Source organism: Aestuariivirga sp. (genome assembly GCF_041738905.1).
Classification (GTDB): domain Bacteria; phylum Pseudomonadota; class Alphaproteobacteria; order Rhizobiales; family Aestuariivirgaceae; genus Aestuariivirga.
Map to the genome: position 1 here is coordinate 1 of NZ_JBGSOZ010000157.1, position 26,440 is coordinate 26,440.

Below are 26,440 nucleotides of genomic sequence, written 5' to 3' on the forward strand. Positions count from 1 at the left end.
GGCGCCGCCGATCAGCGTGTCCTCGCCGTTGCCGCCCTTGAGGGTGTCGGCCTGTGAGCCGCCGTCCAGAAAGTCATCGCCGATGCCGCCGTCCAGCAAATCGTTGCCGGTGCCGCCGATGAGCCGGTCGTTACCATCTTCCCCTTCCAGTGTGTCATTGCCACTGCCGCCGAAGAGGCGGTCGCTGTGGTCGCCGCCGCCATTTGCGCCCACGCCTTCCTCGCCCTGCAGCAGGTCGTCGCCGTCGTTGCCGAACAGTGTGTCCTGGCCATCGCCACCCTGAACGTTATCGTCGCCGCCCGCGCCCGACAGCCTGTCGCGGCCGCGGAGGCCATTGATCAGGTCAACGAAGTCGTCGCCAACGAAAACATCATTGCCATTGCCGCCGAAGCTGTCGCGGAAGCCCGAAAAGTGCTCGCCCAACAGCGCGTTCTGCGTGCCATCGAAATGGTATGCGGCGATCTGGCCTGTGCCGAAGAAGGTGACGAGCGGCTGGCCCTGAGGATTGTCAGATTGGGCAAAGCCGAGGTTCTGTGCCCCCTGGTTCGAGCCCAGAACGAGCAGCATCGGGTTGGTATCGATGCCGTCGTTGCTTGTCCAGGTGATAGCAATGTTGCCGTCGGGTCCAATGGCGATTTCGGGCGCGGTGTCGTCGGCGCCGTCATCGTCGCCAGTGCTGCCGAAGGTGCTGTTGGTGATCAACTGGTCGCCTGTCTGCACTCCGTTCAGGTCAAACGTCCGCATCCTTATGTCAAGTTCGAGGAAGCTGAACACGCGGGACTCATAGACGATGGAAAAACCGTCTGCGGTGGCCACGACGCGGGCGTGGCGGTTTTCGCCGGGGTCGCTGTTATCGGGGATATCGGTGGGAGCGACCACCTCGTTGCCAAATGCATCAAGGATCGAGAAGACAACCTTGGTGCCGCCCGTGACAAGGTCATGTTCCGTGCGGGTGAACACGACGTTGCCGTTTGCCAGAACGGCCACGTCCGGGTCGCGGCTGTCAATTCCTCCCGTGCTTTCGATTCCAGTAATTGCCGTTGTGACGCCCGCTTTATCGAGGAAGTGCAGCGTCACATCGCTGTCGGATCCGAAGTCATCCTGCGTGGCCATGACGAATGTTCCATTCGAGGCGGCGGCCAGGCTCACCGCGACATGGGTCGGCGGAATTTCACTGATCGAGGGTGCGGACACCGTCTGGAAGTTCTTTGAAACAACCTGTGTCACGATGTTGCCATCGCTGTCGATCGTTGCCACGCCGATGCCGCCGTTGGTCAACCCCGTGATGGCGGGTGCGGTGCCTTGGAACCCGATGCTGCGCACCTCCTCACCGTTCGCGTCGAAAATGCGCAGGACCGAAACGCCCAGCCCCGCCGCTTCGGCGATCACGGCATAGCCGCCGTCCTTCAGGCGGGTGATGTCGCCATTCTGGCCAAGGGGGATGTCGGACAGTTCGCCTTCGAAATCGATTATCATACCAGATGTGATGGCCATGGCAGGGTGCTTCCTTGATTGGGGCAGTCAATGATCGCAGAGATTGCGAAACCCTAGTCTTCTTGTTGCGGCAAAGTCCAATGGAGTCTTGGATTGGCGGTCCGCGCTCATTTCCGCAATCCTGTCCAAGCACGGCGGGGCACGTGTGATAGAGAAGGCCCATGCGACTGCTTGCCCCCGACGATACGCTTGACGAGATTTCCGCCGCCGATGCCACGTCGTTCTGGCGCTCGGACCGTCATCAATCGCTCGAGTGCCTCACCGCCACGTTCCGCACCCATGTGTTTCCGCCGCACACGCATGAGAGCTATGTCATCGGAACAGTGGTGGGAGGGCAGAACGTCTATCGCATCAGCGGCACGCTGGTGCGAGCGGGACCAGGCGACATGTGCTTCGTCAATCCGGGCGAGGTGCATGACGCGATCCCCGAGGAGAACGGCTACAGCTACCGCATGATCTATCCGAAGCCGTCGCTGCTACAATCGATCGTCGAGGGGCAGACCGGGCGGCGCGCGTCGGCTCCATTCTTCCGCACACCCGTGACGCCCGATCCCGATCTCGCCAACCGCTACATGCGGGCACATGAAGGGCTGGAGCGCGGGGCGGAAGCCCTGGGCGTGGACGAGGCGCTGACGTCCGTTCTCCTCAACATGATCGATCGCTATGCCGGCGGCCTTGGTGCCATGACCATTGCGGGGCATGAGCCTGCGGCGGTACGCCGGGCCAAGGCCTTTCTCATCGCCCATATGGAAGGTCAGGTCGAGCTTGAAACGCTGGCCCGCGCCTCGGGCCTCAGCCCCTTCCACCTGATCCGCGTGTTCCGCAAGGCAACGGGCCTCACGCCTCACAACTGGCTGATTGACCGCCGTGTGCACCGCGCCTGCGACCTGCTTCGCGGCGGATCGAGCGCCACGGAGGTGGCGGCATCCTGCGGCTTCTCCGACCAGAGTCACCTGACGCGGGTTTTCAAGCAGCGGCTTGGCGTCACACCGGGGCGGTTCAGGCTGGCTGACTCATAATGTCCCGCCGCCGTGCCTTTGCCTCGGGTGCCGCCGAGATTGCGCCCATCCTCGTCGCCGCATCGCCCATCGGGTTGCTGTGGGGCACACTCGCCACTGGCAAGGGACTGAGCTTGTTCGAAGCAGTGTTGATGAGCGCGCTGGTGTTTGCCGGTGCCGCGCAATTCGTGGCGATCGAGATGTGGCATGATCCGGTGCCGGTGCTTCTGGTCACGTTCACGGTCTTCATCGTCAACGCCCGGCATATCCTGATGTCGGCTTCACTGTCGCGTCACATCGAGGCGATCCCACGTGCACTGCACCCGCTTGTCGCCTTCCTGATGGTGGACGAGAGTTGGGCACTCTCGGAGAAACGCGCACTCAGCGAACCGGTGACGCTGCCCTACTACCTCGGCCTGTCGCTGCCGATGGTCGCGTGCTGGACGGTTTCGACCGGCGTCGGCGCAATGCTTGGCCGATCACTCGGCGACCCCGCGGCCATAGGCCTCGACTTTGCCTTCTCGGCGCTTTTTGTCTCGATCCTCATGGGGTTCTGGAAGGGTCGGAGCACGGCGCTGATCCTTACAGCGAGCGGTGCTGCTGCCGTGCTCGCCAAGTTCATGTTGCCGGGAGCGTGGTACATCGTAGCGGGCGGGCTCGCCGGCGCACTTTGCGCGGCGCTGCTGCACAGGGATGAGGCATGACAGACTCCGCCACTCTGCTCGCAATCCTCGGGATGGCCCTCGCGACCTATGCGACGCGTGTCTCGGGCTTCTACCTCCTCAACGGCCTGAACGTCACCGGTCGCCTGAAGGCAGGGCTCGACGCTCTGCCGCCCGCGATCCTGATGGCGGTCATCGCGCCGACAATTCTGGCCACCGGCCCCGCCGAGACGATGGCCGCCGGCATCACGGCGATTGCTGCCTATCTCAAGGTGCCGCTGGCGCTGACGATCATCATCGGAGTGGTGAGCGTGGTGGTGTTGCGGATGGTGATGACCTAAATCGGCGCGCAGGCCTTCTTCAGCCAATCCAGTTCGCCGCCCTCGAGAAAGTCGCCGATCTCCTTCAGCACGCGGGCGTGATAGTCGTTTAGCCACTTCACCTCGTCGGGCAGCATGAGGGACGTGTCGATCAGGCGGCGGTCGATGGGGCAGAGGGTGAGGGTTTCGAAGCCCAGCATCTTGCGTTCACCGCCGGGGATCTCTTTTGCTTCATGCACCATAAACAGGTTCTCGATGCGGATGCCGTATTCGCCCTGCTTGTAGAAGCCGGGCTCGTTCGAGAGGACCATGCCCGGTTCCAGGGGCGTGCGGTCAGCCTTGTTGATGCGGGCGGGGCCCTCGTGCACCGAGAGATAGGAGCCGACGCCGTGGCCGGTGCCATGGTCGAAATCGAGGCCAGCGTTCCACAGGGCGGCGCGGGCCAGCACATCGAGTTGCGAGCCGCAGGTGCCTTTCGGGAAACGGATGCGCGAGAGGTTGATCATGCCCTTCAGCACGCGGGTGAAGCGGTCGCGCATTTCAGACGTGGGTTCGCCCACGATCACCGTGCGGGTGATGTCGGTGGTGCCGTCGATATATTGCGCGCCTGAATCGACGAGGAATATCTGGTTCATCTTCAGGGGCGCGTTCGATTGCGCGTCGGCATGGTAATGCGGGCTTGCGGCATGGGCCCCAGCGGCGGGGATCGTCTCGAAGGACAGGTCCTTCAACTCCCCCGTTGCCTCTCGAAACTCTCTCAGCATCGCGGCGGCGTCGAGTTCGGTGAGGCTGCCTTTCGGGGCTTCCGCTTCAAGCCAGCGGATGAAGCGGGTGATCGCCACACCGTCGCGGCGCTGGGCGGTGCGGGCGCCTTCCTGTTCGACCGCGTTCTTGCGCGCCTTGGGGAAGGTGGCGGGATCGGTTCCCGTCGCCACCGTGGCCTTTGACTTCGCCAGGACCTCGCGGATGCGCTCGGGCGTCCATGCGCCGTCGATCAGCACCCTGGCCTTCGCCTTGCCAAGCGCCTTGAGCGAGGCTTCGATATCCGACGGCTTCCGCGTGAAGGCGATCTTCTTCAGGTGTGTCTTCACCTCTTCGGTGAGTTTTTCCGGAGAAACAAAAAGCTCGGCCTTGCCCTTGGCATGTAGGATCGCATAGGCGGGAACGACCGGAGTGAATGGCACGTCGAAGCCACGCAAGTTGAAGAGCCATGCGACAGAGTCCGGCTGCGTCAGCACGACAGCGTCATGACCGGCGATCGCCTTCTGCATGTCCTTGATCTTGTCTGCCGCCGTGCGCCCGGCGAATTGCGTGGGCTGGGTCGAGAGCGTTGCGGCGGGACGCGCCGGCTGGTCTTTCCAGATGACGTCTATCGGATTGGAATCGACAGGAACGAAGGCGGCGCCCACGCCCTCGCAAGCCTCGCGGAAGCGCTTGGCCTGGTCCGCCGTGACGAGCCATGGGTCGAAACCCAGATGATCGCCCTTCTTGAGGTTCTTGGCGATCCAGGCAGTAGGCGGCTCGTCGATCAGGTGTTGCGGCGTGATGAGCTTCGTGTCCACCTGGCCCCGCACCTGGATGGTGTAGCGGCCATCGACGAAGATTGCGGCTTTCTTCAACGTGACGATGGCGAGCCCCCAGCTGCCGCCGAAGCCCGTCAGCCATTTGAGGCGCTCGGCGTAAGCGGCGACGTATTCGCCCTGGAACTCGTCCTGGCGGGGCACGAGAAGGCCGGTGAGCTTGCGCGCTTTCAGTTCGGCACGGAGGAGGGCGAGGCGGGTGCGAGTCGATGATGATGTGTCGGTCATGAGTGAGATGTAGCGCGGCTGGCCATGCGTTGAAAAGGGCGCTGGTACGGCATCTTTCGCAAGGCGGTTCACTCACGCTCCATCACGAAGGATTGCCCGTGCCGCCTGCATCCCGGAGCAGGGAAAGGGGCGTTGACCATTCATCCCAACAGGGGATCACAGCAACAGGAGACTGTCACATGAACCTTCGCACAACACTTCTTTCCGCCGCCGCTGCCTTTGCAATCGGTGTTTCGGCCATGGCCGCCCCGGTTCTTGCCGAGGACACCGTCATGGTGGGTGGCGCTGAAATGTACCCGTCCAAGACCATCGTCGAGAACGCGGTGAACTCCAAGGACCACACCACGCTGGTGGCAGCCGTCAAGGCCGCCGGCCTCGTTGAGACTTTGTCGGGTGCTGGCCCCTTCACGGTCTTCGCGCCGACGAACGAGGCCTTCGCCAAGCTGCCCGCAGGCACGGTCGACAACCTGCTGAAGCCGGAGAACAAGGAGATGCTCACCAAGGTCCTCACCTATCACGTGGTGGCCGCCAATGCGATGAGCGATGCCATCAACAAGATGATCATGGATGATGGCGGCAAGCATCCGGTGAAGACGGTGAGCGGCAACATGCTGTCGCTGTCGGCCAAGGACGGCAAGATCATGATCATGGATGAAAGCGGCCAGACCGCAACAGTGACCATCGCCGACGTCAAGCAGTCGAACGGCGTCATCCACGTGATCGACACCGTGCTGCTGCCGAAGTAACCCTGACAACCAACGCAAGTCCGGATCGCTTGCTCCCTCCCTCGTGATCCGATCCGGACAACGGGCCTCGGCGTGATGTGCCACGCCGGGGCCCGATTTCAATCGAGGGCGAGGTCCTGCGGGCGGGGAAGGCCGGCGATTTCCAGCACCAGCTTGCGCTTCACGGCCGTGGAGAATTGCTGCATGTCGTCTGCCGTCACCACGAACGCATCCGGTCCGCCGATGATCGTTCGTTCGAAAGCGGCTTCGAGGTCGTAAGACACAGGCCTGCCGCTGCAGAAGCGGCAGAGGATGGGAAGCCCATTGATGGTGATGCCGGCGGCGACAACTATTTCGCGGGCCTCGGCCAAGGGGATGCCGTTCCAGCTGTTTGCGCTGTCGGCCGAGAGGTCGATCACCTTGCGATAGCCCTCGTAGGCATTTGACTCGATCATAGCCTTGCCGAACATCAGTGCCTGGCCGATGGCATTGCGCCCGCGCGCCAGACGGGGAGGGGACAGCAGGGCGGTGGCGAAGACTTGCGCCGAGGCTTCGTCATCGATCACGGTCCAGCCGACCACGATTTCCTGCGATGTGGATGCGCCCCACTCGACATAAGTAACGGCGATCTTCTGGTGCGCGCCACTGCGGATTGCGTCGAGCACGTCGGCACTCACCAGCGCCTCGGCATAGCCCTTGCGCTGGAACGCGATCTCGCTGTCATCGATCGATCCCGTGGCATCCGCCAGAAGCACGAGTTCGAGGTCGACATCCTCCGCATGCGCCGCCGCGCCGGCCCACAACAGGGCCGACACGGCGATCAGCATACGGAGGAACGTGCCCATTACATCTTCAGCTTGATGCGGCCCTCGACCTTGGGCGACACCGTCTTCTTCGCGGCGATGTAGGCCATCACGTCATTTGCCATTAGCTTGGCGTCACGCACGCCGAAAAGCGGCTTGGCATCCTTCAGCACCGTGTAGCCGTCGCCACCGGAATACATGTAGTCATTGGTGGAGAGCGTGTATGTCGCGGCCTTGTCGATGGGCTTGTCTCCCACCATGACGGCGGTCACGCGCTCGCCCTTGGGCTTGGTGAGATCGGCCTCGAAGGTGAGGCCCGAGACTTGCGGGAATCGGCCCGCCGAATTCTCGACATCGCTCACGCCATTTTCGAGAGCTGCCCAGATGGTCTCACCGGTGACTTCGAGTTTCACCGTGCGGTTGCCGAACGGAAGCTCGCTCAGAACGTCGCGGCGGGTGAGCTGCACGCCTGCCGCATATTCCTTGTTGCCACGTATGCCGCCGCCATTGGTGATGGCGACATCGGCGCCTACAGCCTCGCGCGTCGCATCCGCGATCAGATTGCCGATTGCGGTTTCAGCAGTGCGAACCGAAGCCTTGCGGCTGTCGAGCGGCTCGGTCGTCGTGCCAACCGCGACATCAAGCTCCTTCGAGAGCTCGGCGTTGTAGGCATCGATCTGGGCCTGGGTCTCGGGGTCGGGCGTCACGGTCGCGGTGTCGATCAGGCGGAAGTTCGGATACCACTTCACGTTGCGCTTGCCGTCCGTCTCGGTGACGTCGATTCTGACATCGACGGCGGTGACGAATTCGGCTTCCTCCTTCGACTCGACCATCACGGTGCGGCCATCGAAGAACAGCGCGAGGTCGTGGTCGTCGCCGGTGAGGATGATGTCGAAGGCGTGGCTGTCGAAGAGCTTGCGGTCGACCTCGCGGTTGGCATGGACGACGGCGACCACAAGATCAGCGCCTTGCTCCCGGAGTTCGGACGCCTTGGCGACCGTCGTGTCGAATGTCGGAAGGAACTGCAGCGAGCCGCCCGGGCTGGATTTCACCGGGCTGTCCTCGGCGGTGGCGCCGACGATGCCGATTTTCACGCCGCCCACGTCGCGGATTTCCATGTCCTTGAACCCATCGAGAGGCTTGCCCTCGGACGTGCGGAGGTTGGCCGCGAACAAGGGGAATTTCGCCTCCTTCATGCGCTTCAGGAAAACCTCGGCGCCGAAGTCGTATTCGTGGTTGCCGGGTGTGAAGATGTCGGGCGGTGCCATGTTGGTGAGTGCAATGGTGTGCTCACCCTGGTCGAAGCCCGACAGCAGGGACGGCGAGATCAGATCGCCCGCGTGGGCATAGATCACATTGCCGCCCTTGGCGCGCTCCGTCTTCACCACGGCGTTCAGCCGCGCGAAGCCGCCGCGTTCCGCGGTGTTGTCGATCTTGTAGATGTCGTTGGTGAGCAGAAACGTGAGATTGACCGTGTCGGCGAGGGCTGGCGAAATCCAGGTTGCACCTGAAAGCAGCGCCGCAATCAGTGTGTGGCGAATCATGTTCATGGAGGCCTCCATTCGGTTCATCAAGACCGCATAATGAAGGCCATTGTGGGGTTTCTTGCAACTGTTCGATGACGTTGCGTCGGCAATTCAGCTTGCAAAAACAATGCAACTGCGACATATAGTATCCATCGATACTTGGGCCGGACGATTGGCCGCTTCGCTACCCGTTGGGCCGCGCACGCAAGACTCCTCCAATTTTCGACCACGGTCTTGGCGTGTTTCGAAGGAAGTGCGGCAGGGCAGACGACCCAACCAAACCTAAGGAAATCCCATGAATACGGGTACTGTGAAGTGGTTCAACGAGCAGAAGGGCTACGGCTTCATTCAGCCAGACAATGGCCAGAAGGACATTTTCGTCCATATCTCGGCTGTTGAGCGCGCTGGTCTGCGCACGCTCAAGGAGGGCCAGAAGGTCCAGTTCGAGATCGTGACGGATAAGCGGACGGGCCGCAGCTCGGCTGGCAACCTGGCCGCCGCCTGATCGTTTCAGAGCCTATTTCGCGTTTTATGCCCGGCCGAGAGGCCGGGCATTTTGCTTTTTGAGCCGTCAGTCTGTTATTGTTGCAGTGCAAAATTCAAGCATTGCTAAACCATGCAAATTCAACATGCAGATTTGGCAAATCAGGGTATTGAGCCATTTTCCTAATTGGTTAACGAGTATTAATTTCTAAGGCTGAAATAAGGCTATTCAGGTTATAAAACTGTCGTAATCAGGCGATAATTCCTGTCCGTATGGAGACGGTTTCGGGGGTTTCCTGCACAACCACAAGACATGCGTTTTTCGAATGACTGAATCGCATGCATCCTGCTGGTTTCTGTTGCAAGTGCGTACTATGTAACGTTCTCAACAGTGCGGTGCACAAATATGACCCTTGAGAGATCGCCATGAGCCCTGAGCCGGGCCGGGATTTCGAGAGATGAACAGGAGAATGAACATGACCACGATCACCTACGGCCGCGAAGCCGTCCGCAACCAGGGTTTCAGCATGGGCGCAGGCCTTCTGGGCCGCGTGAAGACCTATCTGGCCCGCAGCCGCGCCGAGCGTCAGCTTGCACAGCTCGATGACCGCCTGCTTGCCGACATCGGCATGAAGCGGTCGGAAATCTCGAAGATGGTCTGGGGCAACTAAGCCTCGGCCCTCAAGCATCGACCTCCCAGCCGGCTCCGCGTGAGCCGGCCACGTGAAAGCGCCCGGGTGTCCTCCCTCCCGGGTGCTTTTTTGTTTGCGGCCTGGAGAACACCAGCGTTGCCCAGTTGCCGCGCGTGATGCGGCGCGAAAAGGTGAGGCCGCGCGCAAGGTATGTGGCCTCGATCCAGCGCATCTGGTCGCGGGTGAGCCCAGAAAGAATGAGATCGCCCCCCGCCGCCAGCACCCGCGACAAGCCGGTGGAAAGCGCGACCAGGGGACGGGCCAGGATATTGGCGAAGATCAGGTCGTAGGGGCCACCCGCGGCAATCCGGGGATGGTTGAGGCCTGCTGCCACGAAGCTTTCGATCTGCGGGCGAACGCCATTGAGCCTCGCATTGTCAATGGTGACACGCACGGCCTCCGGGTCGATGTCGCTGGCCAGTGCCTTGCGGCCCGCAGCCTTGGCCGCAGCGATGGCCAGAACGCCTGTGCCACAGCCCACATCAAAAATGCGGGCTGGCGTGCGGTGCTTCAGGATCGTGTCGAGCGCCAGAAGGCAGCCTTCCGTGGTGCCGTGATGGCCTGTGCCAAAAGCCAGGCCTGCATCGATTTCGAGCGAGATGCCACCCGGCCGCCTGCGATGCCGGTCATGCGAGCCATAGAGAAAGAAACGGCCGGCGGTGACGGGGGCGAGCCCTTCCAGCGACTGGCGCACCCAGTCGTGCTGCGGCATGGGGGCGATGCAGGGATCATTCAGACCAAGAATTTCCGCTGCTTCACGCGCCTCGTCTTCGTCGGAGAAATAGAGAGCTATTTCCCACAGGCCCTTGGCTTCGTCTGTCTCGTTGATGGTGACGGCCAGCGGGTCGAGGAGAAAGTTCTCCTCAAGGCCGGAAGCAAGCGCAGCGGCGTCATCGTGGGAGAGGGCGGGGATGGTCAGCGTGAAACGGGCTTCGGTCATGGGCGCCGTTTAGGACAGGTACCGCCCGTTTCACAATCCTTGTTCTCGAAGCGTCCGGCTATTCCGCCGCTTCGAGGTCGGCATCCTCCACCAGGAAGCCGCCGGACTGGCGCTGCCATAGCGAGGCATAAAGCCCGCCCTTGTTGAGCAGTTCGCGGTGGGTGCCTTCCTCGACGATGCGGCCCTTCTCCATGATGACGAGCCGATCCATCGCGGCGATGGTGGAGAGGCGATGCGCGACCGCGATGACGGTCTTGCCCTCCATCAACGCATAGAGGTTTTCCTGGATCGCCTGCTCGACTTCCGAGTCGAGCGCGCTAGTCGCTTCGTCCAGCACCAGGATCGGCGCGTTCTTCAGCAGCACGCGGGCGATGGCGATGCGCTGGCGCTGGCCGCCCGAAAGCTTCACGCCACGCTCGCCGACATGAGCCTCGTAGCCCTTGCGCCCCTTGGGGTCGACAAGACCTGCAATGAATTCGGCGGCATGGGCCTTCCGCGCCGCAGCCTCGACGTCGGCCATCGGCGCGTCGGGGTTGCCGTAGCGAATGTTGTCGATCACCGAGCGATGGAGCAGGGATGTGTCCTGCGTGACGACACCGATCGCCGCGCGGAGCGAGTCCTGCGTCATCGTGGAAATGTCCTGTCCGTCGATGAGGATGCGGCCGCCCTCGATATCGTAGAAGCGCAAGAGCAGGTTGGCGAGAGTGGACTTGCCCGCACCCGATCGCCCGACGAGGCCAACCTTCTCGCCTGGTGCGATTTTCAGCGTGAGATCGTCCAGCACGGCGCGGCCCGTGGCGGGCTTTGCCTTGCCGTAATTGAACGAGACGTTCTCGAAGGTGATGGCACCTGCCGATACAGCGAGTGGCTTGGCACCCTCGCGGTCCATGATGGCGCGCTCGCGTGCGATGGTCTCGATACCGTCCTGGATGACGCCGATGTTCTCGAACAGGCCTGCCACTTCCCAGATGATCCACTGCGACATGGCCTTGAGGCGAAGCGTGAGGCCGATGGCGAAGGCGATGGCGCCCGTGGTGATCGCATCGGTGTACCAGAGCCAGATCGACATGGCCGACATGGTGAAGATCAGCACGCCTGACAAGACCTGCAGGGCGGTCGTCATCAGCGTCGACATCCGCATCGACTTGTTCACCGTGTCGAGCATCCACTCCATGCCCTCGCGGGCGAACTGGTCCTCGCGGTCGGCATGGGCGAAGAGCTTCACGGTGGGGATGTTGGTGTAACTGTCCACCACGCGGCCCGTCACCAGAGAGCGCATGTCGGCCTGCGCCTTGGAGAGTTCGCCCAAGCGCGGCACGAAGTACCAGCACGCTGCCGCATAGCCCGCAAGCCAGATCAGCATGGGCACCATCAGCCACCAGTCGGCGGTGGCCACCAAAATCAAGGCGCCGAGGAAATAGACCGCCACATAGACGATCACCTCGGTGAGTTTCATCACCGCGTCGCGAATGGCGAGTGCGGTCTGCATCACCTTGGTGGCGACGCGGCCCGCGAAGTCGTTGGAGAAGAACTCCATGCTCTGGCGGAGCACATAGCGGTGCGCCTCCCAGCGGATGCGCATGGCGTAGTTGCCGCGCAGGCCCTGGTGCGAGATCGCCTCGGAGAGGAAGTTGAGAACCGGTAGAACCACCAGCACGGTGAGGCCCATGACGGTCAGGATCTGCCAGTGCGTGTCCAAGAACGTCGCGCGGTCTGCCTTGGTGAGAAGGTCAACCAGGTTGCCGAGGAAGGAGAAAAGATAGACCTCAAGAAATGCGATGACCGCCGCGAACAGCATCGAGGCCACGAGCAGCCCGCGGAAAGGCTTCGTGTAGTGCCACGAAAACGCAAAGAAGCCGGCAGGGGGCTTTCCGGGCCGCTCAGGCGGAAATGGGTCAACGCGGCCCTCAAGCCACGTAAAAAGACGGTCAATCACAAAAAGCACTCCAGCCGCTGGCTTTGCCCATTTGGGCTGCACACGCGGCGATTTCATCCTGTACGGTATCGAGGGCCTTATAGACCTGTAAAATCTGGCCGGAAAGGGGCTGCGCTCATGCCGCCTCGGCGGCTTCCGCGCGAGCCAATGCGGCTTGCAATGCGGCAAAGCAAGCAGGATCGATGGCTGTGCCGAGATCCTTCGTCATGATGGCGTAGGCCCGTGAAACGGGCATGGCTGCCCTGTAGGGACGGTCTGCTGTCAGCGCGTCAAAGATGTCGGCGGTGGTGACGATGCGGGTTTCGAGGTTGATCTGGTCGCCCTTCAGGCCGCGTGGGTAGCCCTTGCCGTCCAGCCTCTCGTGATGGCCACCCGCCACGGGTGCCAGGTCCGCGAAGACTGAGATCGAAGCGAGAATGTTCTCCGAATGAACCGGGTGACTCTTGATGACCGCGAACTCCTGATCGGTGAGCTTGCCGTTCTTGTCGAGGATGGAACTGCTGATCGCCAGCTTGCCGATGTCGTGGAGGAGGGCGCCACGGCCAAGCCAGCGGCGGCGCGCGGGGCTGAAGCCCATTTCCTCGGCGATCATGTCGGTGAAGATGGCAACACGTTCGGAGTGGCCGCGCGTGAAGCTGCTCTTCGCGTCAATCACCTGCGCGAAGGCGGTGGCGATCTCGTCGAGATAGTCCTCGTCCACCCAGCGCTTGGCCTTGGCGGGCTCAAGATGCAGCACCACGGCTGGAAGGTCTTCCTCCTGCAATATCTCCCAAAAGTCAGGCTCGGATTGAAGTTCGGAGAAAGCCTCCACGATGAGCGGGTCGAACCAGGTGCCCTCACGGTTGCGGATTTCGCGGACGGCCGCGGCGGGCCCGTTCGACACGTTGAAGACGTCGACCACCTGCGCGAGGAGGGCAATCTGGGAGAACAGCGGGATCGTCTTTCCGGCTAACCCCTCGGGTTTCCCGGACCCGTCCCAATGCTCGTCGAGGTTCTGGATGGCATCGCACACCGTCTTGGAGAAGCGCATGCGGGCGGCGATCTCGGCGCCCCGGTGGCAGCGGGCCTCGATCAGTTCGCGGGAAATCTGGCCGCCGTTCTTCAGGATGCCGATGATGGCGCGGAAGCGCTCGGCAAGGCCAGCCTCCAGCCCGGTGTGGCCCAGCACGAAGCGCAAGGCTTGCGGCAGGCTGCCGTCGATCAGCTTGAAGTCGCGCTTGAAGCCGATGTCGTCCGCCAGATAGAGCTGGCAGATGCGGGCGGCATTGCTGGAGCAGCCAAGGTCCTTCAGCAGCAGCGTGTAGTAAAGTTCGGACAGATCGTCAGGCCATAGCTTGAGTTTCAGCCCCACCTGAGTCCCGATCCAGCAGCAGCGGATGCAATGGCCGCGCGGCTGGCCCTCGGTGAGGTCCAGCGCGTGGCTCAAGGCGCCGAGGAGTTCGGCCAGTCTGATCTGCGGCAGTGGCTTGTGCATCGTGCGATTGAAGACGCAGGCGCTTAAGGTGAGGTGAACGCCCGCGCACTTTGGCCTGTCACATCTGCGTTATCTGCATGAAGCCGCCCGGATTGCCGTGCTAATCAGCGGCTTCCATGCCGTCTTCCAGCCGTCTCATTCCCCTCATCATCGCGTCGGCGCTGTTCATGGAAAACATGGACTCCACCGTGATCGCCACGTCCTTGCCGGCGATTGCGAAGGACCTCGGCACCGATGCCATCGTGTTGAAGCTGGCATTTACCACCTATCTTTTGAGCCTCACCGTATTCATCCCTATCAGCGGCTGGCTGGCGGACAGGCTGGGCGCGCGGCATGTGTTCCGCGCGGCCATCGCCATCTTCACGATAGGGTCAGTTGCCTGCGGCTTTGCGACCTCGCTGGGCGAACTCGTGGCGGCGCGCGGTCTTCAGGGTGTGGGCGGCGCCATGATGGTGCCTGTCGGGCGCATCATCCTGCTGCGCGCCATCCCCAAGTCCGAGCTTGTCGACGCACTCGCCTGGCTCACCATCCCGGCGCTCATTGGCCCTTTGGTGGGGCCTCCTGTCGGCGGTTTCATCACCGACACGTTTGGCTGGCGCTGGATCTTCTGGATGAACGTGCCCTTCGGTATAGCGGCCATCGGTCTTGCGACGGCACTGATGCCGGAGACCGGTGTGGACGAGGTGCCGCCGCTCGACTTCAAGGGGTTCCTGCTATCGGGCCTCGGCCTTTCGTCGCTGATCTTCGGGCTCACCGTGATGGGCCGCGACCTGCTGCCGGGTTGGAGTCCCACGGCGCTGGTCATCGCCGGGATTGCCCTTACAGCGCTCTACGTGCGGCACGCGCAGCGCACGCCCAACCCCATACTGGATCTGAAGCTTCTCTCCATCGAGACGTTCCGGGCGGGTGTGGTCGGCGGCAGCCTGTTCCGCATCGGGGTCGGGGCTGTGCCGTTCCTGCTGCCGCTGATGTTCCAGCTCGCCTATGGCATGAGCGCGTTCCAGTCGGGCCTCATCACCTTCATGGCGGCGGCGGGCGCCATCTCCATGAAGTTCGGCGCGGCCTGGACCATCCGCCGCTTCGGCTTCAAGCGGCTGCTTCTGGCGAATGGCCTGCTCGCCAGCCTTTCGATCTCGATCATGGGGTTGCTGACCGATACGACACCCTATGTCATCGCGCTCACCTTGCTGTTTGTTGGCGGCTTCCTGCGCTCGCTGCAATTCACGGCCTTGAACGCCATGTCGTATTCCGACATCGACAGCGCCCAGGCGAGCTATGCGACCAGCCTCTATACCGTGTCCCAGCAACTTTCCCTTTCCATGGGCGTGGTGCTGGCTGCCTTCGTGCTCGAAGCCGCGCAGTGGTTCCGGGTTGAACAGGCGCTGACGCCGATGGACTTCACCATCGCGTTCGCAGTCGTTGCCGCGTGTTCGGTCAGTGCCATGAGCCAGTTCATCTGGCTTTCGCCGGGAGCAGGCGCGAGTGTCTCGGGCAGGGGTGCCAGCCCCGGCCAACCATCCTGACCCGCATCACGGAATCCCTTTGCGCCTCTCACACAGAAGTGAGGGTCCTCGCAAGACTGCCGTGCCACTTTTGTCCCAATGTCCGCGTATCTCCGGAACAACACGGGAGATGACCATGAACCGCCGCCACGTTCTGAAGACCACCGCACTGTCCGCCCTTCTGCTGGGCTTCGGCCTGAGAGGGCTCCGCGCCGAGACCTTCGAGATCACGAAGTCGGAAGAAGAATGGAAGGCGTTGCTCACCCCCGAGCAGTTCGCCGTGCTGCGCCATGAAGATACCGAGCGGCCCTTCACCAGCGCCTTGCTGGAGGAGCACCGCAAGGGCACCTTCACCTGTGCCGGCTGCGACCTGCCGCTCTATGCATCCGACACCAAGTACGAGAGCGGCACCGGCTGGCCGAGCTTCTTCGACGTGCTGCCGGATGCGGTGGGGAAGAAGGAAGACAACACGCTCTTCACCACACGCACCGAAGTGCACTGCCGCCGCTGCGGCGGGCACCTGGGCCACGTCTTTGACGATGGCCCGAAGCCCACCGGACTGCGCTATTGCATGAATGGCGTGGCGATGAAATTCGTGCCTGCGGCCACTACTTAGATCAAGCCCGGCAGACGAAGCTGTCGATCACCCGCTTTTCGCCGGCCTTCTCGAAGTCGATCGTCAGCTTGTTGCCATCAACGCCGCGGACTTCGCCGTAGCCGAACTTCTCGTGAAAGACGCGTTCGCCTTTTGCATATTTCACGGTGTCGGATTCGCGCGCCACCATCTCGCCTTCGATGAAGTGCGGCGTGGAGCGGGCGGATTTTCCTTCCGACCATCTTTGCTGGGCGCGCTGCCAGCCGGGCGTCGCATAGGTGTTGCCGAAGGGCGCCGTCTGGTCGTCGAAGCGGCTCTTGCCGTAGCTGCCGAGGCCGAAGCCGCCGTAGCTCGTCGCCATGGGGGCGACTTCCACATGCATCTCGGGCAACTCGTCGATGAAGCGCGAGGGGAGCGCGTTCTGCCAGAGATTATGCACGCGGCGGTTCTGCGCGAATGAAATGAAGGCGCGGCGCTTGGCCCTCGTGATGCCGACGTAGGCGAGGCGGCGTTCCTCTTCCAGTCCCGCGCGGCCCTTCTCATCGAGCGAGCGCTGGCTGGGGAACAGGCCTTCTTCCCAGCCGGGCAGGAACACAGTTCCAAACTCCAGTCCCTTGGCGGAGTGCATGGTCATGATGTTGACCTTGTCCTCTTCGCCTGACTCGGCTGCGTCCATCACCAGCGAGATATGTTCGAGGAAGCCGGCCAGGTTCTCGAACTCACCCATGGAGCGCACGAGTTCCTTCAGGTTGTCGAGACGGCCCTGGGCTTCCGGGCTCTTGTCGTTCTGCCACATCTCGGTGTAGCCCGACTCATCGAGCACGATTTCGGCAAGCTCCGTGTGCGGAAGGCCAGCCACCATCTGGCGCCAGCGGCCGAAGCTCTCGATCAGCTTCCTGAGCGCGGTGCGGGTCTTGGCGGCAAGCTCGTCGGTCAACGAAATCGCTTCCGCCGCGCGATAGAGTGAAATTCCTTGCGCGCGGGCGATGCCATGCATCCGCTTCACCGAGGTATCGCCGATGCCGCGCTTCGGCGTGTTGATGATGCGCTCGAAGGCAAGGTCGTTGTCGGGCGAGGCGACGATCTTCAGGTAGGCCAGCGCATCGCGGATTTCGGCGCGCTCGTAGAAGCGCGGGCCGCCGACCACACGGTAGGGAATCCCCAGCGTGATGAAGCGGTCCTCAAAGGCACGCATCTGGAATGAGGCGCGCACCAGGATCGCCATGTCGTTGAGGCTCTCTTTCTTGCGCTGCAGGTTCTCGATGTCGTCACCGATGACGCGGGCTTCCTCGTCACCATCCCAATGCGAGCGCACCGTGACCGTCTCGCCGTCGTCCTTGTCGGTGCGGAGCGTCTTGCCAAGGCGGCTCTCGTTCTTGGCGATGAGGCCCGAGGCAGCGCCCAGAATTTGTGGCGTCGAGCGGTAGTTGCGTTCGAGCTTGATGATCTTCGCGCCCGGAAAATCTTTCTCGAAGCGGAGGATGTTGTCGACCTCGGCACCGCGCCAACCATAGATCGACTGATCGTCGTCACCGACGCAGCAGATGTTCTTGTGGCCCTGCGCCAGAAGCCTGAGCCACAGATACTGGGCGACGTTGGTATCCTGATACTCGTCCACCAGCATGTACTTGAATCGGCGCTGGTACTCCTTCAGCACGTCCGGGTGTTCCTGGAAGATGCGCAGGGGCTCCAGCAGCAGGTCGCCGAAGTCGCAGGCGTTCACCACCTTCAGGCGCTGCTGGTATTCCGCGTAAAGCTGGCCGCCGAGATTGTTGGCGAAGGACGCGGCCTCGCCCGCCGGAACGCGGTCGGGCAGCAGGCCGCGATTCTTCCAGCCGTCGATGAGGGACGCCAGCTGGCGCGCGGGCCAGCGCTTCTCGTCGATGTCGTGGGCTTCCAGCAACTGCTTCAACAGACGGATCTGGTCGTCCGTGTCGAGGATGGCGAAACCGGACCTGAGGCCTGCAAGCTCCACGTGGTTCCGCAGGATCTTCACGCCGATCGAATGGAAGGTGCCGAGCCACGTCATGCCCTCGACCATGCCGCCGATGAGCGAACCGATGCGGTCCCGCATTTCGCGTGCCGCCTTGTTGGTGAAGGTGACGGCCAAAAGCTGGCCAGGCCAGGCCTTGCCGGTGGCGAGGATGTGGGCGAGCCTGGTGGTCAGCACGCGCGTCTTGCCGGTGCCCGCACCCGCCAGCACGAGAAGGGGGCCATCGGTCGTCTCGACGGCGGCGCGTTGCTCGGGGTTCAGGCCCTTGAGGTAGGGGGGCTCACCCTGTGCCAAGGCGCGCGAGGCCAGTCCGCCCGGCTTGATCGCCGGGGCGGGCTCCTCGTCTCCGAAATCGTTCAGGTCGAAAGGCTTGCTGCTCATCAGGGTCCGAATCCTCGACCCCTATATAGCAACCATGAGAACGAAATGCGAAACATGGGAGGTGAGTTTTGAGAACTCACCTTCACCCTAGGGCCGGTCAGGCGGCCCGGCGGTTGGCGCAGACGGTGGATTTGCGGAGATCGGTAACCGCAATCTGAAGCTTACGCCACGTCTCGGCAGTTTCCATGTCGCCCATCTTTTCGCACAGGGCGGCATGCAGGCCCGCTTCCGATTCGGCGCGTGCTCCGTGAACGAAAACAAGCGCTTCCGCGAACAGGTTGTAACCGTGGTTCATGTTTCGCCTCCTTCGTTTCTGATTGTCGTCAGGGTATGGCGACGGAATGCGCCCAGAATGTTGCGCGAATATGACGATCTGGGTCACACAGGCGTTCCAAGAACAAACTTATAGTTTTTTGGGAGTCAATTGCGGCACTTTGATTCACGGATTGCGCAAAAGCTTCAGATTGAACGCATGCTTCTCGGCACACGGGCGAGCCATGGCCGTTGAATGACCCGCGGCCTGTCTTGAAAAGCTAGGCACCGCTTTGCGGAAGGCGGGTCAGCCCGACTAGCTCTTGCGGGGAATTCCGATCTTGTGGCCCACCTGCGGAGGCACGGGCAAATGCTTGTGGGCGGCGCGCATGGCTTCGATCTTTTCCATCACGTCCGCAGGGAAGGGGGCGGATTTCTTGAGGCCCATGTCAATATGCATGACGATCAGTTCGGTCACGCAGGAGAGCCAGCCCTCGGTGGCGTGGAACATCTGCTGGCAATAGTGCACGCGCTTGGCGTCGCAATCGAGCACCTGCGTCGCGATCCGCACCGAATCGCCGGCATGAAGCTCGCGCACATAGGTGTTGTGGCTTTCCAGCGTGAAAAACGAGGCGTTGCGCTCCTTCACGTAGTCCGGCCCCAACCCCACGGCGGCGAAAGCCTCGTCACCGGCGCGGTCGAACAGCACGTTATAATAGGCCATGTTGAAGTGGCCGTTGTAGTCGGTCCACTGGTCTTCGACCTGCTGGACGCGGCCCACGAAAGGGGCTGGATAAGCCATCGCAAATTCTCCGAATTCTGCTAATTTCGGGAGCATGGATACTCCCACAGGCAAGAACAGCACAACACAGGCGATTGCGGAAATCCGCGAGCGCCTTGGCGACCGTCTCTCGACCGCGCCCGCCGTCCGCGAACAGCACGGAAAAGATCAGACCTGGAACCCCGGTGCTTCGCCAGACGCTGTCGCCTTCGTGAAAGATACGGATGAAGTCCAGCAGATCGTGGCGATTTGCGGGAAATACGGGACGCCGATCATTCCTTATGGCACCGGCACATCGCTCGAAGGGCATTTCACAGCGCCCTTCGGCGGCATTTCCATCGATCTGTCGAACATGAACCGGATTCTGGAGGTGAACGCGGCAGACCTCGATTGCCGCGTGGAGGCGGGTGTGACGCGAAAGCAGCTCAACGCCCACCTTCGCGACCAGGGCCTGTTCTTCCCCGTCGATCCGGGCGCTGACGCCAGCCTCGGCGGCATGACGGCCACACGCGCATCCGGAACCAACGCGGTGCGCTACGGCACCATGCGCGAGAATGTGCTGAACGTGACGGCCGTCATGGCCAATGGCGAAATCATCCGCACCGGTTCGCGCGCCAAGAAATCGTCAGCAGGTTATGATCTCACGCGGCTGATGGTGGGGTCCGAGGGCACGCTCGGCGTCATAACCGAGGTGGCGCTCAAGCTCTATGGAATACCTGAGTCAATCGTTTCCGCCGTCTGCCCGTTCCCCAGTGTCGAGGCCTGCTGCAACGCCACCATCACGGCGATCCAGATGGGGCTTCCGGTGGCCCGTATCGAACTGGTCGACGCCGAGCATGTGAAGGCGTTCAATGTCTATTCGAAGCTCGATCTCAGGGTGACGCCCACATTGTTCCTCGAATTCCATGGCACGACCGCCTCGGCGCAGGAGCAGGCCGAGACCTTCGCGGCGATTGCGGAGGAGCTTGGCGGCGGGCCCTACAGCATGGCGACCAAGGAAGAGGACCGCCAGAGGCTGTGGCAGGCACGGCACGATGCGTTCTGGGCGACGAAATCGCTGATGCCGGGGAAAGATGCCTTCGCCACCGATGTCTGCGTGCCGATCTCGCGGCTTGCGGAATGCGTGACCGAGACCCAGGCGGACCTGGCGGCCAACAGGCTTTACGGCCCCATCGTCGGCCATGTGGGCGACGGCAATTTCCATGTCGTGCTGTTCTGCAACCGCGCCGACCCCGACGAAGTGAAGAAGGTGAAGGGTGTCTATGGCCGCATGATCGACCGCGCCATCGACATGGGCGGCACCTGCACCGGGGAACATGGCATCGGCTCGGGCAAGCGCGACTATCTCGAGAAGGAGCACGGACCGGCACTCGGCTTCATGCGGGAGATCAAGAAAGCGCTGGACCCGAAGAACATCATGAACCCCGGCAAGAATGCCGCCATCTGATTGACGCAATGCGATTCCAACAGGTCTGATTGATGAAGGTCTGGAAATCGCCCGTATTCTATTTCGGCATTCTGCTGGTGATCGCAGTCGCAGGACTGCTCGCCGCGCCCTTCGTCGTGGACTGGAACAGCTATCGCGCCGATCTCGAGGCCTATGGCAAGAAGCTCACGGGCCGCGCCGTTAAGATCGAAGGCCCGGTATCGGTGCGGTTGTTTCCATGGCCGAGCCTGACGGCTGAAAGAGTGACCATCGCCAACCCGGCCGGCCTCGAAACACCGGATTTCGCCAGCATCCGCCGTATCGTGGTGAGGATGACGATTGCGGGGCTGGCCCGGGGCGGCATCGATGTCGAGAGCGTAGACATTGAGGAACCCTCGATCCATCTGGAACGGTTGGCTACCGGCGAAGGCAACTGGCTGTTCACGCCTTCGGCAGACCTGATCAAGAGTGATGTTCTCTCGCGGGTCAGGCTCGACCAGATCCAGCTCAGGGACGGCTCCATCAGTTTCCGCGACTATCGCCGCAGCGAGACAGTGACGCTCGATGACTTCAATGCGCAGGTGGATTCGCCTGGCGTCGCGGGGCCGTGGCGCCTGCGGTCGCTCTCGCTCTACAATGACCGTGTCATCGATATTTCCGCCAACACGGGGCTTTACCACGAGGGTGAGCCTTTCCGCTTTGGCCTGCGGGTTGCCTCTGGCGATCACTCGGGCTTCGCCTACAGCTTCGACGGCGCGCACATGGGCGGCAATGTCGAAGGCCAGCTCAGGATAGAGCCTGTAGCCGCGGATGACGGCAAGACTGATGCCGAGGGCAGTTTCCGGCCCTTGGTATTCACCGCCAATGTGAAAGGCAATTTCGACCAGATCGATCTTGAGAAGATCGAGGTCGCGCCGCTTGACCTCCGTCATGGCGGCACGCTCACCTCGGGCGAAGCCAGGTTCAAACTCGGCCAGCACATCGATGCGCGCGTGAACCTCTCCGCCGCAATGCTCGACCTCGATGAACTTGCGGGTGCCAAGTCCCGCGACCTGTTGCGTGAGGCTGGAAGCCTTGCACTCGCCGACAGCCTGCTGGGGCTGTTACCGGGCAATATGAGCCTTGCCGGCAATTTTAATGTCACGGCGCTGAAGACCGGCGGCGAGACACTGGACAATGTTGCGATCGCAATCGAGGCCGAGAAGGGGGCGTTGCGCATCGGGCATTTCTCGACCGGGCTTCCAGGCCGCTCGGAGATGCTGTTCAAGGGCGTTTATTTTCCGGGCGAAACGGGGGCGGAACTATCGGGGACGCTGGCGCTGGAAGCCAACGACCTCCGTGCCCTGACGCTGTGGGCCTGGCCCGAAGGCAAGGGCCGTCTGGGCGGCTTGTGGACCGGAAGTCGCGGCCGCTTCAAGATGCAGACCGACGTGAGCCTGACGCCCGCGCGCCTGCGTCTTACGAAAACCGAATACGAACTCGATGGCGAGCGGGGCACGGCGGAGCTTGCGGTGACGTCCGCCGGACGCGGCGCTGTCGACATCCGCATCGACGGCAATCGCGTCGACATCGACAGCTTCGCACCCCAGGGCGTTCCCGCAGTATCTGCCGCCGCGGGGCAGGGCATCGGCGCACTCGCCGCGCTGGCGCTGCCGCATGACGATGCACCGGACTTGCGTCTCAATCTCAAGGCGGCGGAACTGCTGCTCAACGGTGTGACGGCTGCCAATGTCACGGTGGACCTCCAGTCCGGTGCCAACGGTCTTGACCTGCGCACGCTGTCCATCGGCTCCGTTGGCGGTGCGATGCTGGAGGCGACGGGCCTCATTCTCGACAGCGGCAAGGGGGCCGACGGTTCCATCGGGCTCGACGTCAAGGCGGATGACCCGACCGAATTGCTGCGATTGCTGGGTCTGAGTCAGGGCGATGCGCCGCCGGTGTGGACGCGCGATCTCGGTCCCATGGCGCTGCGCGGTGACCTGGGCGTGAAGCCCGCCGAAGGCGGCTCCCGCATCAGCTTCAGCCTTGACGGCAATGCCGGACAACTCGCACTCTCAGGCAACGGCACGGCCGAACCCGATGCGAGCCTCAGCGGCAGCGTGAAGATCAATGCGGCGAGTTCGGCGCGGCTGATGGCCATGCTCGGCCTTTTTCCAGCCGGCACCGACACTCATCCTGGCCAGATCGAAGTGCAGGCCGCGGGCACGATCAAGGATGGCTTCATGGCCAATGCCTCGGTGCAGGCCTATGGAGCGCGGTTCGACTACCAGGGTCCGGTCAATCCGGCAGCCCAGATGTTGGGGCTCGACGGCAGGCTGTCGCTTCGCAGCACCGATGCCTCGATGCTGCTTGCCGCTGCAGGCCTGCCCGTATCGCAATTGCCCGGCGGTGTGCTCGTGGCAGACGCGGCATTGAATTCCGAAAATGGCGGATTGAAACTTGCATCCATCTCCGGGCGGCTGGGTCAGGAAAAGTTCTCCGGGACGGCGGCCTTCGACCAGCAAGGCAAGCTTGACGCGCACATCGAGACGGGGCGTCTGCGGCTGATGGATGTGCTGGCCGCTGCCTTTCTCGACTGGACGGGAGCAGCGCCCGACATCGAGCGCAGTTTCGCTTCCGCACTTCCATTCAGCCTGACGGGAGAAATGTGGATCAAGCCTTCGGCGCTTGAAGTCCATCCGCATTTCATCGCGCGTGATGCCGAGATCGGCATCACTGCGGACAAGGACAAGATCAGCCTCGCCATATTCGGCAAGGACGAGAAGGGACAGGACGCCCAGGTCGAACTGAGTTCCGCCGGAATCGACGCCAGCCGCGAGCTTGATGGCCTCATCCGCATCCCCGTCGATCTCGCACGGCAGATGGCGCTTGCCGGTGGTGCTCCAGTGGCGGAAGGTCTGGGCCTCGTCGAGGTGAAATTCGGTTCAGCGGGCCGCAGCCCCGGCGGGGCTCTGGCCGCCTTGCGGGGCAGCGGTTCGTTCGATTTTGACAATTTCAAGCTCCTTGGCATCACGCCCTCGGCATTCTCCGCGGCTCTGGCCAATGCGAAGGATGCGCCTGGCGTCACCGCCGCATTCGACGCGCTTCGTGGCGGCGCCGGACTCGATTTTGGTGCCGTCTCCGGTACCATCACGATTGTCGAGGGCGAGGTCGGGTTTCTGCCATTCGGCCTCAGGTCGCCCGAGGCCGATGTGCAGGTGAAGACGGTCGCCGAACTTGCGCTGGGCGAGATGGATGCCGAAATCACGCTGTCGCTCAAGGCCCGCAAGGAGCTTCCCGCGATGAGCGTATCCTACGCCGGTCCGCCATCGGCACTGGCGCGCATGGAGGATAATTCGGAACTCGCCACCAAGCTTGGCGTGACCATCATGCAGCAGGGCATCGACGAACTCGAACGGTTGCAGGAAGAGCAGCGGCGGCTGGCGGCGGAAGAAGAAAAGCAGCGCATTCTGGATGAGGAGCGGCTTGCGGCCTACTATGCCCAGCGTGACGAACTGCTATTGCGCAAGCGCGAACTCAAAGTGCACGCCGAGATGCGCGTCGTGGAAGCCGAGCGCCTGCGCAAGCAGATCGAGTCCGAGCGCGCAGCTAATGCCGAGATCAACAAACGTGAAGTGAAGGAACGCGTTCGCGAGATCAGGGTCTATCGCCGCCTTGACCGGCAGGCGCAGGCCGCACCGCGCAAGCCTGCTACTGTCAAGCCCGCAGCGGTCAAGCCAGCGGCACAGAAGCCTGCTGCAAAGGCATCGACGGCCAGTCCGCCCCAACGGAAGCAGAAGAGCGTGGAACCCGTCATTCTCGCAAATCCGAAGGGCGCGCCGGTGATTATATCAGCCCCGCCCGATTTCTCGCCCTCACAGTAAACCTCAGTTTTGCAAGGTGCGGAGAATCCACACCCGCACGGCGCTTGACAGGTTTCGCTCTCCGCGTGTTGCGTCAATCTCTGAAACAAGGGCCGCGATCGACATGTTGCGGCTTGCGGCGGCGTGTTGGAGCGCTTCCCAGAATTCAGGTTCGAGCGACAGCGACGTGCGGTGCCCGGAAATGGTGAGCGAACGCTTGAGGTCGCCCGCCATCAGTCCTCGCGCTTGTGGCCGTCGAGGTCGCTGGCGGATTTCTCCTTTTCCGCCGCCGTCAGTTGCTTCTCGTGCTTCGTGCGGCCGAACCTGGCGCGGTTCTCCGCAGCCTGCTCGTCCTTCGCGGCGCGGTCCTTGCGCCTGCGATGCAGCTTGAGGCTGACGATTTCGCCCATCACTTCGGCCCGATCATGTCCTCGGGCCGCACGATGCGGTCGAAGTCTTCAGCGTCGATCCCATCCTTCACCGCTTCCTCGCGCAATGTGGTGCCGTTCTTGTGCGCGGTCTTGGCGATCTTTGCGGCGCGGTCATAGCCGTATTTCGGGGCAAGTGCCGTCACCAGCATCAGCGAGCGGTCGAGCGCCGACTTGATGTTGTCCTCGCGGGCCTCGATGCCGACCACGCAATTGTCGGTGAAGCTCACCACCGCATCGGCCAGCAGGCGTACCGACTGGATGAAGTTGTAGGCCATGACGGGGTTGTAGACGTTGAGTTCGAAATGCCCCTGGCTGTTGGCGAAGGTGATGGCGGAATTGTTTCCGAAGACCTGCACGCAGACCATGGTGAGGGCCTCGCACTGGGTCGGGTTCACCTTGCCCGGCATGATGGACGAGCCGGGCTCGTTCTCGGGCAGTGACAGTTCGCCGAGCCCGGAGCGGGGGCCTGACCCTAGCAAGCGAATGTCATTGGCGATCTTGAACAGCGAGGTCGCCACCGTGTTGATGGCGCCATGGCTCATCACCATCGCGTCATGCGCGGCGAGCGCCTCGAACTTGTTGGGAGCAGACGTGAAGTCCATTCCGGTGATGTCGGCGATCTTCTCGGCAACCAGTTCGGCAAAGCCCACGGGCGCGTTGAGGCCGGTGCCGACCGCCGTGCCGCCCTGCGCCAGCTCCATCAGCATGGGCATGGTCTGCTCGATGCGGGCGATGCCGTTCTCCACCTGCTTCGCATAGCCCGAGAATTCCTGGCCCAGCGTCAGCGGTGTTGCATCCTGCGTGTGGGTGCGGCCGATCTTGATGATGTGCGCCCAGAGCTTCGCCTTGGTATCGAGTGCAACATGGACGTGGCGGAGGGCGGGGATCAGCCGATGCCGGATTTCTTCAGCACAGGCCACATGCATGGCCGTCGGGTAGGTGTCGTTCGACGACTGGCTCATGTTGACGTGGTCATTCGGGTGCACCGGCTTCTTGGAGCCCATGGTGCCGCCCAGCATCTCGATCGCCCGGTTCGAGATCACCTCGTTGGCGTTCATGTTGGACTGGGTGCCGGAACCCGTCTGCCAGACGACAAGCGGGAAGTGCTCGTCGAGCTTGCCGTCGATCACCTCCTGCGCGGCCTTCACGATGACCTCGCCCAAGGACTTGTCGAGCCGGCCCAGCGCCATGTTGGCTTCCGCAGCGGCACGCTTGACGATGCCGAGCGCACGCACCACGGGAAGCGGCTGGCGCTCCATGCCGATCTTGAAGTTGCCGAGGCTGCGCTGCGCCTGAGCGCCCCAGTACTTGGTGGTGTCGACCTCGATGGGGCCAAAGGTATCGGTCTCGGTGCGCGTCTTGGTCATGGAAATCCT

At 62.5% G+C, this 26,440-nt stretch carries 23 protein-coding genes; 10 read left to right on the top strand and 13 right to left on the bottom strand.

The window, feature by feature from the left end:
* On the bottom strand, positions 1-1,494 hold a 1,494-nt coding region (locus ACEW8Q_RS14835; protein ID WP_373504828.1), incomplete at its 3' end, for a calcium-binding protein.
* A 161-nt stretch (positions 1,495-1,655) separates the two neighbouring features.
* On the opposite strand from ACEW8Q_RS14835, the gene ACEW8Q_RS14840 reads away from it, so the two are divergent.
* Genes ACEW8Q_RS14840 through ACEW8Q_RS14850 form a run of 3 tightly spaced genes read left to right on the top strand, consistent with a single transcriptional unit; the run spans position 1,656 to position 3,495 of the window.
* Complete coding sequence (locus ACEW8Q_RS14840; protein ID WP_373504829.1) at positions 1,656-2,513, top strand: AraC family transcriptional regulator; 858 nt, start codon at positions 1,656-1,658, stop codon at positions 2,511-2,513.
* Complete coding sequence (locus ACEW8Q_RS14845; RefSeq protein ID WP_373504830.1) at positions 2,513-3,196, top strand: AzlC family ABC transporter permease; 684 nt, start codon at positions 2,513-2,515, stop codon at positions 3,194-3,196. Before ACEW8Q_RS14840 ends, ACEW8Q_RS14845 begins: the two co-directional genes overlap by 1 nt.
* Complete coding sequence (locus ACEW8Q_RS14850; RefSeq protein WP_373504831.1) at positions 3,193-3,495, top strand: AzlD family protein; 303 nt, start codon at positions 3,193-3,195, stop codon at positions 3,493-3,495. Before ACEW8Q_RS14845 ends, ACEW8Q_RS14850 begins: the two co-directional genes overlap by 4 nt.
* Here ACEW8Q_RS14850 and ACEW8Q_RS14855 read toward each other — a convergent pair.
* Entirely contained in the window at positions 3,492-5,282 is a 1,791-nt protein-coding gene (locus ACEW8Q_RS14855) for an aminopeptidase P family protein (RefSeq protein WP_373504877.1), read from the bottom strand. The two genes, ACEW8Q_RS14850 and ACEW8Q_RS14855, sit on opposite strands and share 4 nt — an antisense overlap.
* Before the next feature lie 239 nt (positions 5,283-5,521).
* On the opposite strand from ACEW8Q_RS14855, the gene ACEW8Q_RS14860 reads away from it, so the two are divergent.
* Positions 5,522-6,028 (top strand): fasciclin domain-containing protein, encoded by a 507-nt coding sequence (locus ACEW8Q_RS14860; protein WP_373504878.1) that lies wholly within the window; start codon positions 5,522-5,524, stop codon positions 6,026-6,028.
* Positions 6,029-6,126: 98 nt separating this feature from the next.
* Here ACEW8Q_RS14860 and ACEW8Q_RS14865 read toward each other — a convergent pair whose 3' ends face one another.
* Both ACEW8Q_RS14865 and ACEW8Q_RS14870 read right to left on the bottom strand, forming a co-directional pair.
* Complete coding sequence (locus ACEW8Q_RS14865) at positions 6,127-6,852, bottom strand: DUF1194 domain-containing protein (RefSeq protein ID WP_373504832.1); 726 nt, start codon at positions 6,850-6,852, stop codon at positions 6,127-6,129.
* Positions 6,852-8,360, bottom strand: a complete 1,509-nt coding sequence (locus ACEW8Q_RS14870) for a bifunctional UDP-sugar hydrolase/5'-nucleotidase (protein WP_373504833.1) — start codon at positions 8,358-8,360, stop codon at positions 6,852-6,854. Before ACEW8Q_RS14870 ends, ACEW8Q_RS14865 begins: the two co-directional genes overlap by 1 nt.
* Before the next feature lie 271 nt (positions 8,361-8,631).
* Between ACEW8Q_RS14870 and ACEW8Q_RS14875 the strand changes: the two genes are divergently transcribed.
* Positions 8,632-8,841, top strand: a complete 210-nt coding sequence (locus ACEW8Q_RS14875) for a cold-shock protein (RefSeq protein WP_373504834.1) — start codon at positions 8,632-8,634, stop codon at positions 8,839-8,841.
* A gap of 454 nt (positions 8,842-9,295) precedes the next feature.
* A complete protein-coding gene (locus tag ACEW8Q_RS14880; RefSeq protein ID WP_373504835.1) occupies positions 9,296-9,490 on the top strand; it encodes a DUF1127 domain-containing protein in 195 nt (64 codons plus the stop codon).
* Between the two features lie 10 nt (positions 9,491-9,500).
* On the opposite strand, the gene ACEW8Q_RS14885 is transcribed toward ACEW8Q_RS14880, so the two are convergent.
* From ACEW8Q_RS14885 to ACEW8Q_RS14895, 3 genes are all read right to left on the bottom strand, one after another.
* Positions 9,501-10,451, bottom strand: a complete 951-nt coding sequence (locus ACEW8Q_RS14885) for a 50S ribosomal protein L11 methyltransferase (protein WP_373504836.1) — start codon at positions 10,449-10,451, stop codon at positions 9,501-9,503.
* 58 nt (positions 10,452-10,509) lie between these two features.
* Positions 10,510-12,387 (bottom strand): ABC transporter ATP-binding protein, encoded by a 1,878-nt coding sequence (locus tag ACEW8Q_RS14890; RefSeq protein WP_373504837.1) that lies wholly within the window; start codon positions 12,385-12,387, stop codon positions 10,510-10,512.
* Positions 12,388-12,502: 115 nt separating this feature from the next.
* Positions 12,503-13,861 carry an HD-GYP domain-containing protein gene (locus tag ACEW8Q_RS14895; protein ID WP_373504838.1) on the bottom strand — a complete coding sequence of 453 codons (1,359 nt, stop codon included), beginning with the start codon at positions 13,859-13,861 and terminating at the stop codon, positions 12,503-12,505.
* Between the two features lie 116 nt (positions 13,862-13,977).
* On the opposite strand from ACEW8Q_RS14895, the gene ACEW8Q_RS14900 reads away from it, so the two are divergent.
* The gene (locus ACEW8Q_RS14900; protein ID WP_373504839.1) at positions 13,978-15,384 is read left to right on the top strand and encodes an MFS transporter; all 1,407 of its coding nucleotides are present in this window, start codon (positions 13,978-13,980) and stop codon (positions 15,382-15,384) included.
* A gap of 115 nt (positions 15,385-15,499) precedes the next feature.
* Entirely contained in the window at positions 15,500-15,979 is a 480-nt protein-coding gene (gene msrB, locus ACEW8Q_RS14905; protein ID WP_373504840.1) for a peptide-methionine (R)-S-oxide reductase MsrB, read from the top strand.
* Position 15,980: 1 nt separating this feature from the next.
* Here the strand turns inward: msrB and ACEW8Q_RS14910 are convergent, their stop codons facing one another.
* The 3 genes from ACEW8Q_RS14910 to ACEW8Q_RS14920 form a co-directional block, all read right to left on the bottom strand.
* Positions 15,981-18,332 (bottom strand): ATP-dependent helicase, encoded by a 2,352-nt coding sequence (locus ACEW8Q_RS14910; protein ID WP_373504841.1) that lies wholly within the window; start codon positions 18,330-18,332, stop codon positions 15,981-15,983.
* A gap of 97 nt (positions 18,333-18,429) precedes the next feature.
* Positions 18,430-18,627, bottom strand: a complete 198-nt coding sequence (locus ACEW8Q_RS14915; RefSeq protein ID WP_373504842.1) for a hypothetical protein — start codon at positions 18,625-18,627, stop codon at positions 18,430-18,432.
* Between the two features lie 273 nt (positions 18,628-18,900).
* Positions 18,901-19,386, bottom strand: a complete 486-nt coding sequence (locus tag ACEW8Q_RS14920; protein WP_373504843.1) for a thioesterase family protein — start codon at positions 19,384-19,386, stop codon at positions 18,901-18,903.
* Between the two features lie 34 nt (positions 19,387-19,420).
* On the opposite strand from ACEW8Q_RS14920, the gene ACEW8Q_RS14925 reads away from it, so the two are divergent.
* The gene (locus tag ACEW8Q_RS14925; protein WP_373504844.1) at positions 19,421-20,812 is read left to right on the top strand and encodes an FAD-binding oxidoreductase; all 1,392 of its coding nucleotides are present in this window, start codon (positions 19,421-19,423) and stop codon (positions 20,810-20,812) included.
* A 32-nt stretch (positions 20,813-20,844) separates the two neighbouring features.
* A complete protein-coding gene (locus tag ACEW8Q_RS14930; RefSeq protein WP_373504845.1) occupies positions 20,845-24,654 on the top strand; it encodes an AsmA family protein in 3,810 nt (1,269 codons plus the stop codon).
* A gap of 3 nt (positions 24,655-24,657) precedes the next feature.
* Here the strand turns inward: ACEW8Q_RS14930 and ACEW8Q_RS14935 are convergent, their stop codons facing one another.
* Genes ACEW8Q_RS14935 through fumC form a run of 3 tightly spaced genes read right to left on the bottom strand, consistent with a single transcriptional unit; the run spans position 24,658 to position 26,431 of the window.
* On the bottom strand, positions 24,658-24,867 hold the full coding sequence (locus ACEW8Q_RS14935) for a ribbon-helix-helix domain-containing protein (RefSeq protein WP_373504846.1): 210 nt from the start codon (positions 24,865-24,867) through the stop codon (positions 24,658-24,660).
* Positions 24,867-25,043: a DUF4169 family protein gene (locus tag ACEW8Q_RS14940; RefSeq protein WP_373504847.1), complete on the bottom strand. Its 177-nt coding sequence runs from the start codon at positions 25,041-25,043 to the stop codon at positions 24,867-24,869. Before ACEW8Q_RS14940 ends, ACEW8Q_RS14935 begins: the two co-directional genes overlap by 1 nt.
* On the bottom strand, positions 25,043-26,431 hold the full coding sequence (gene fumC, locus ACEW8Q_RS14945; RefSeq protein WP_373504848.1) for a class II fumarate hydratase: 1,389 nt from the start codon (positions 26,429-26,431) through the stop codon (positions 25,043-25,045). Before fumC ends, ACEW8Q_RS14940 begins: the two co-directional genes overlap by 1 nt.
* Between the last annotated feature and the right edge of the window lie 9 nt (positions 26,432-26,440).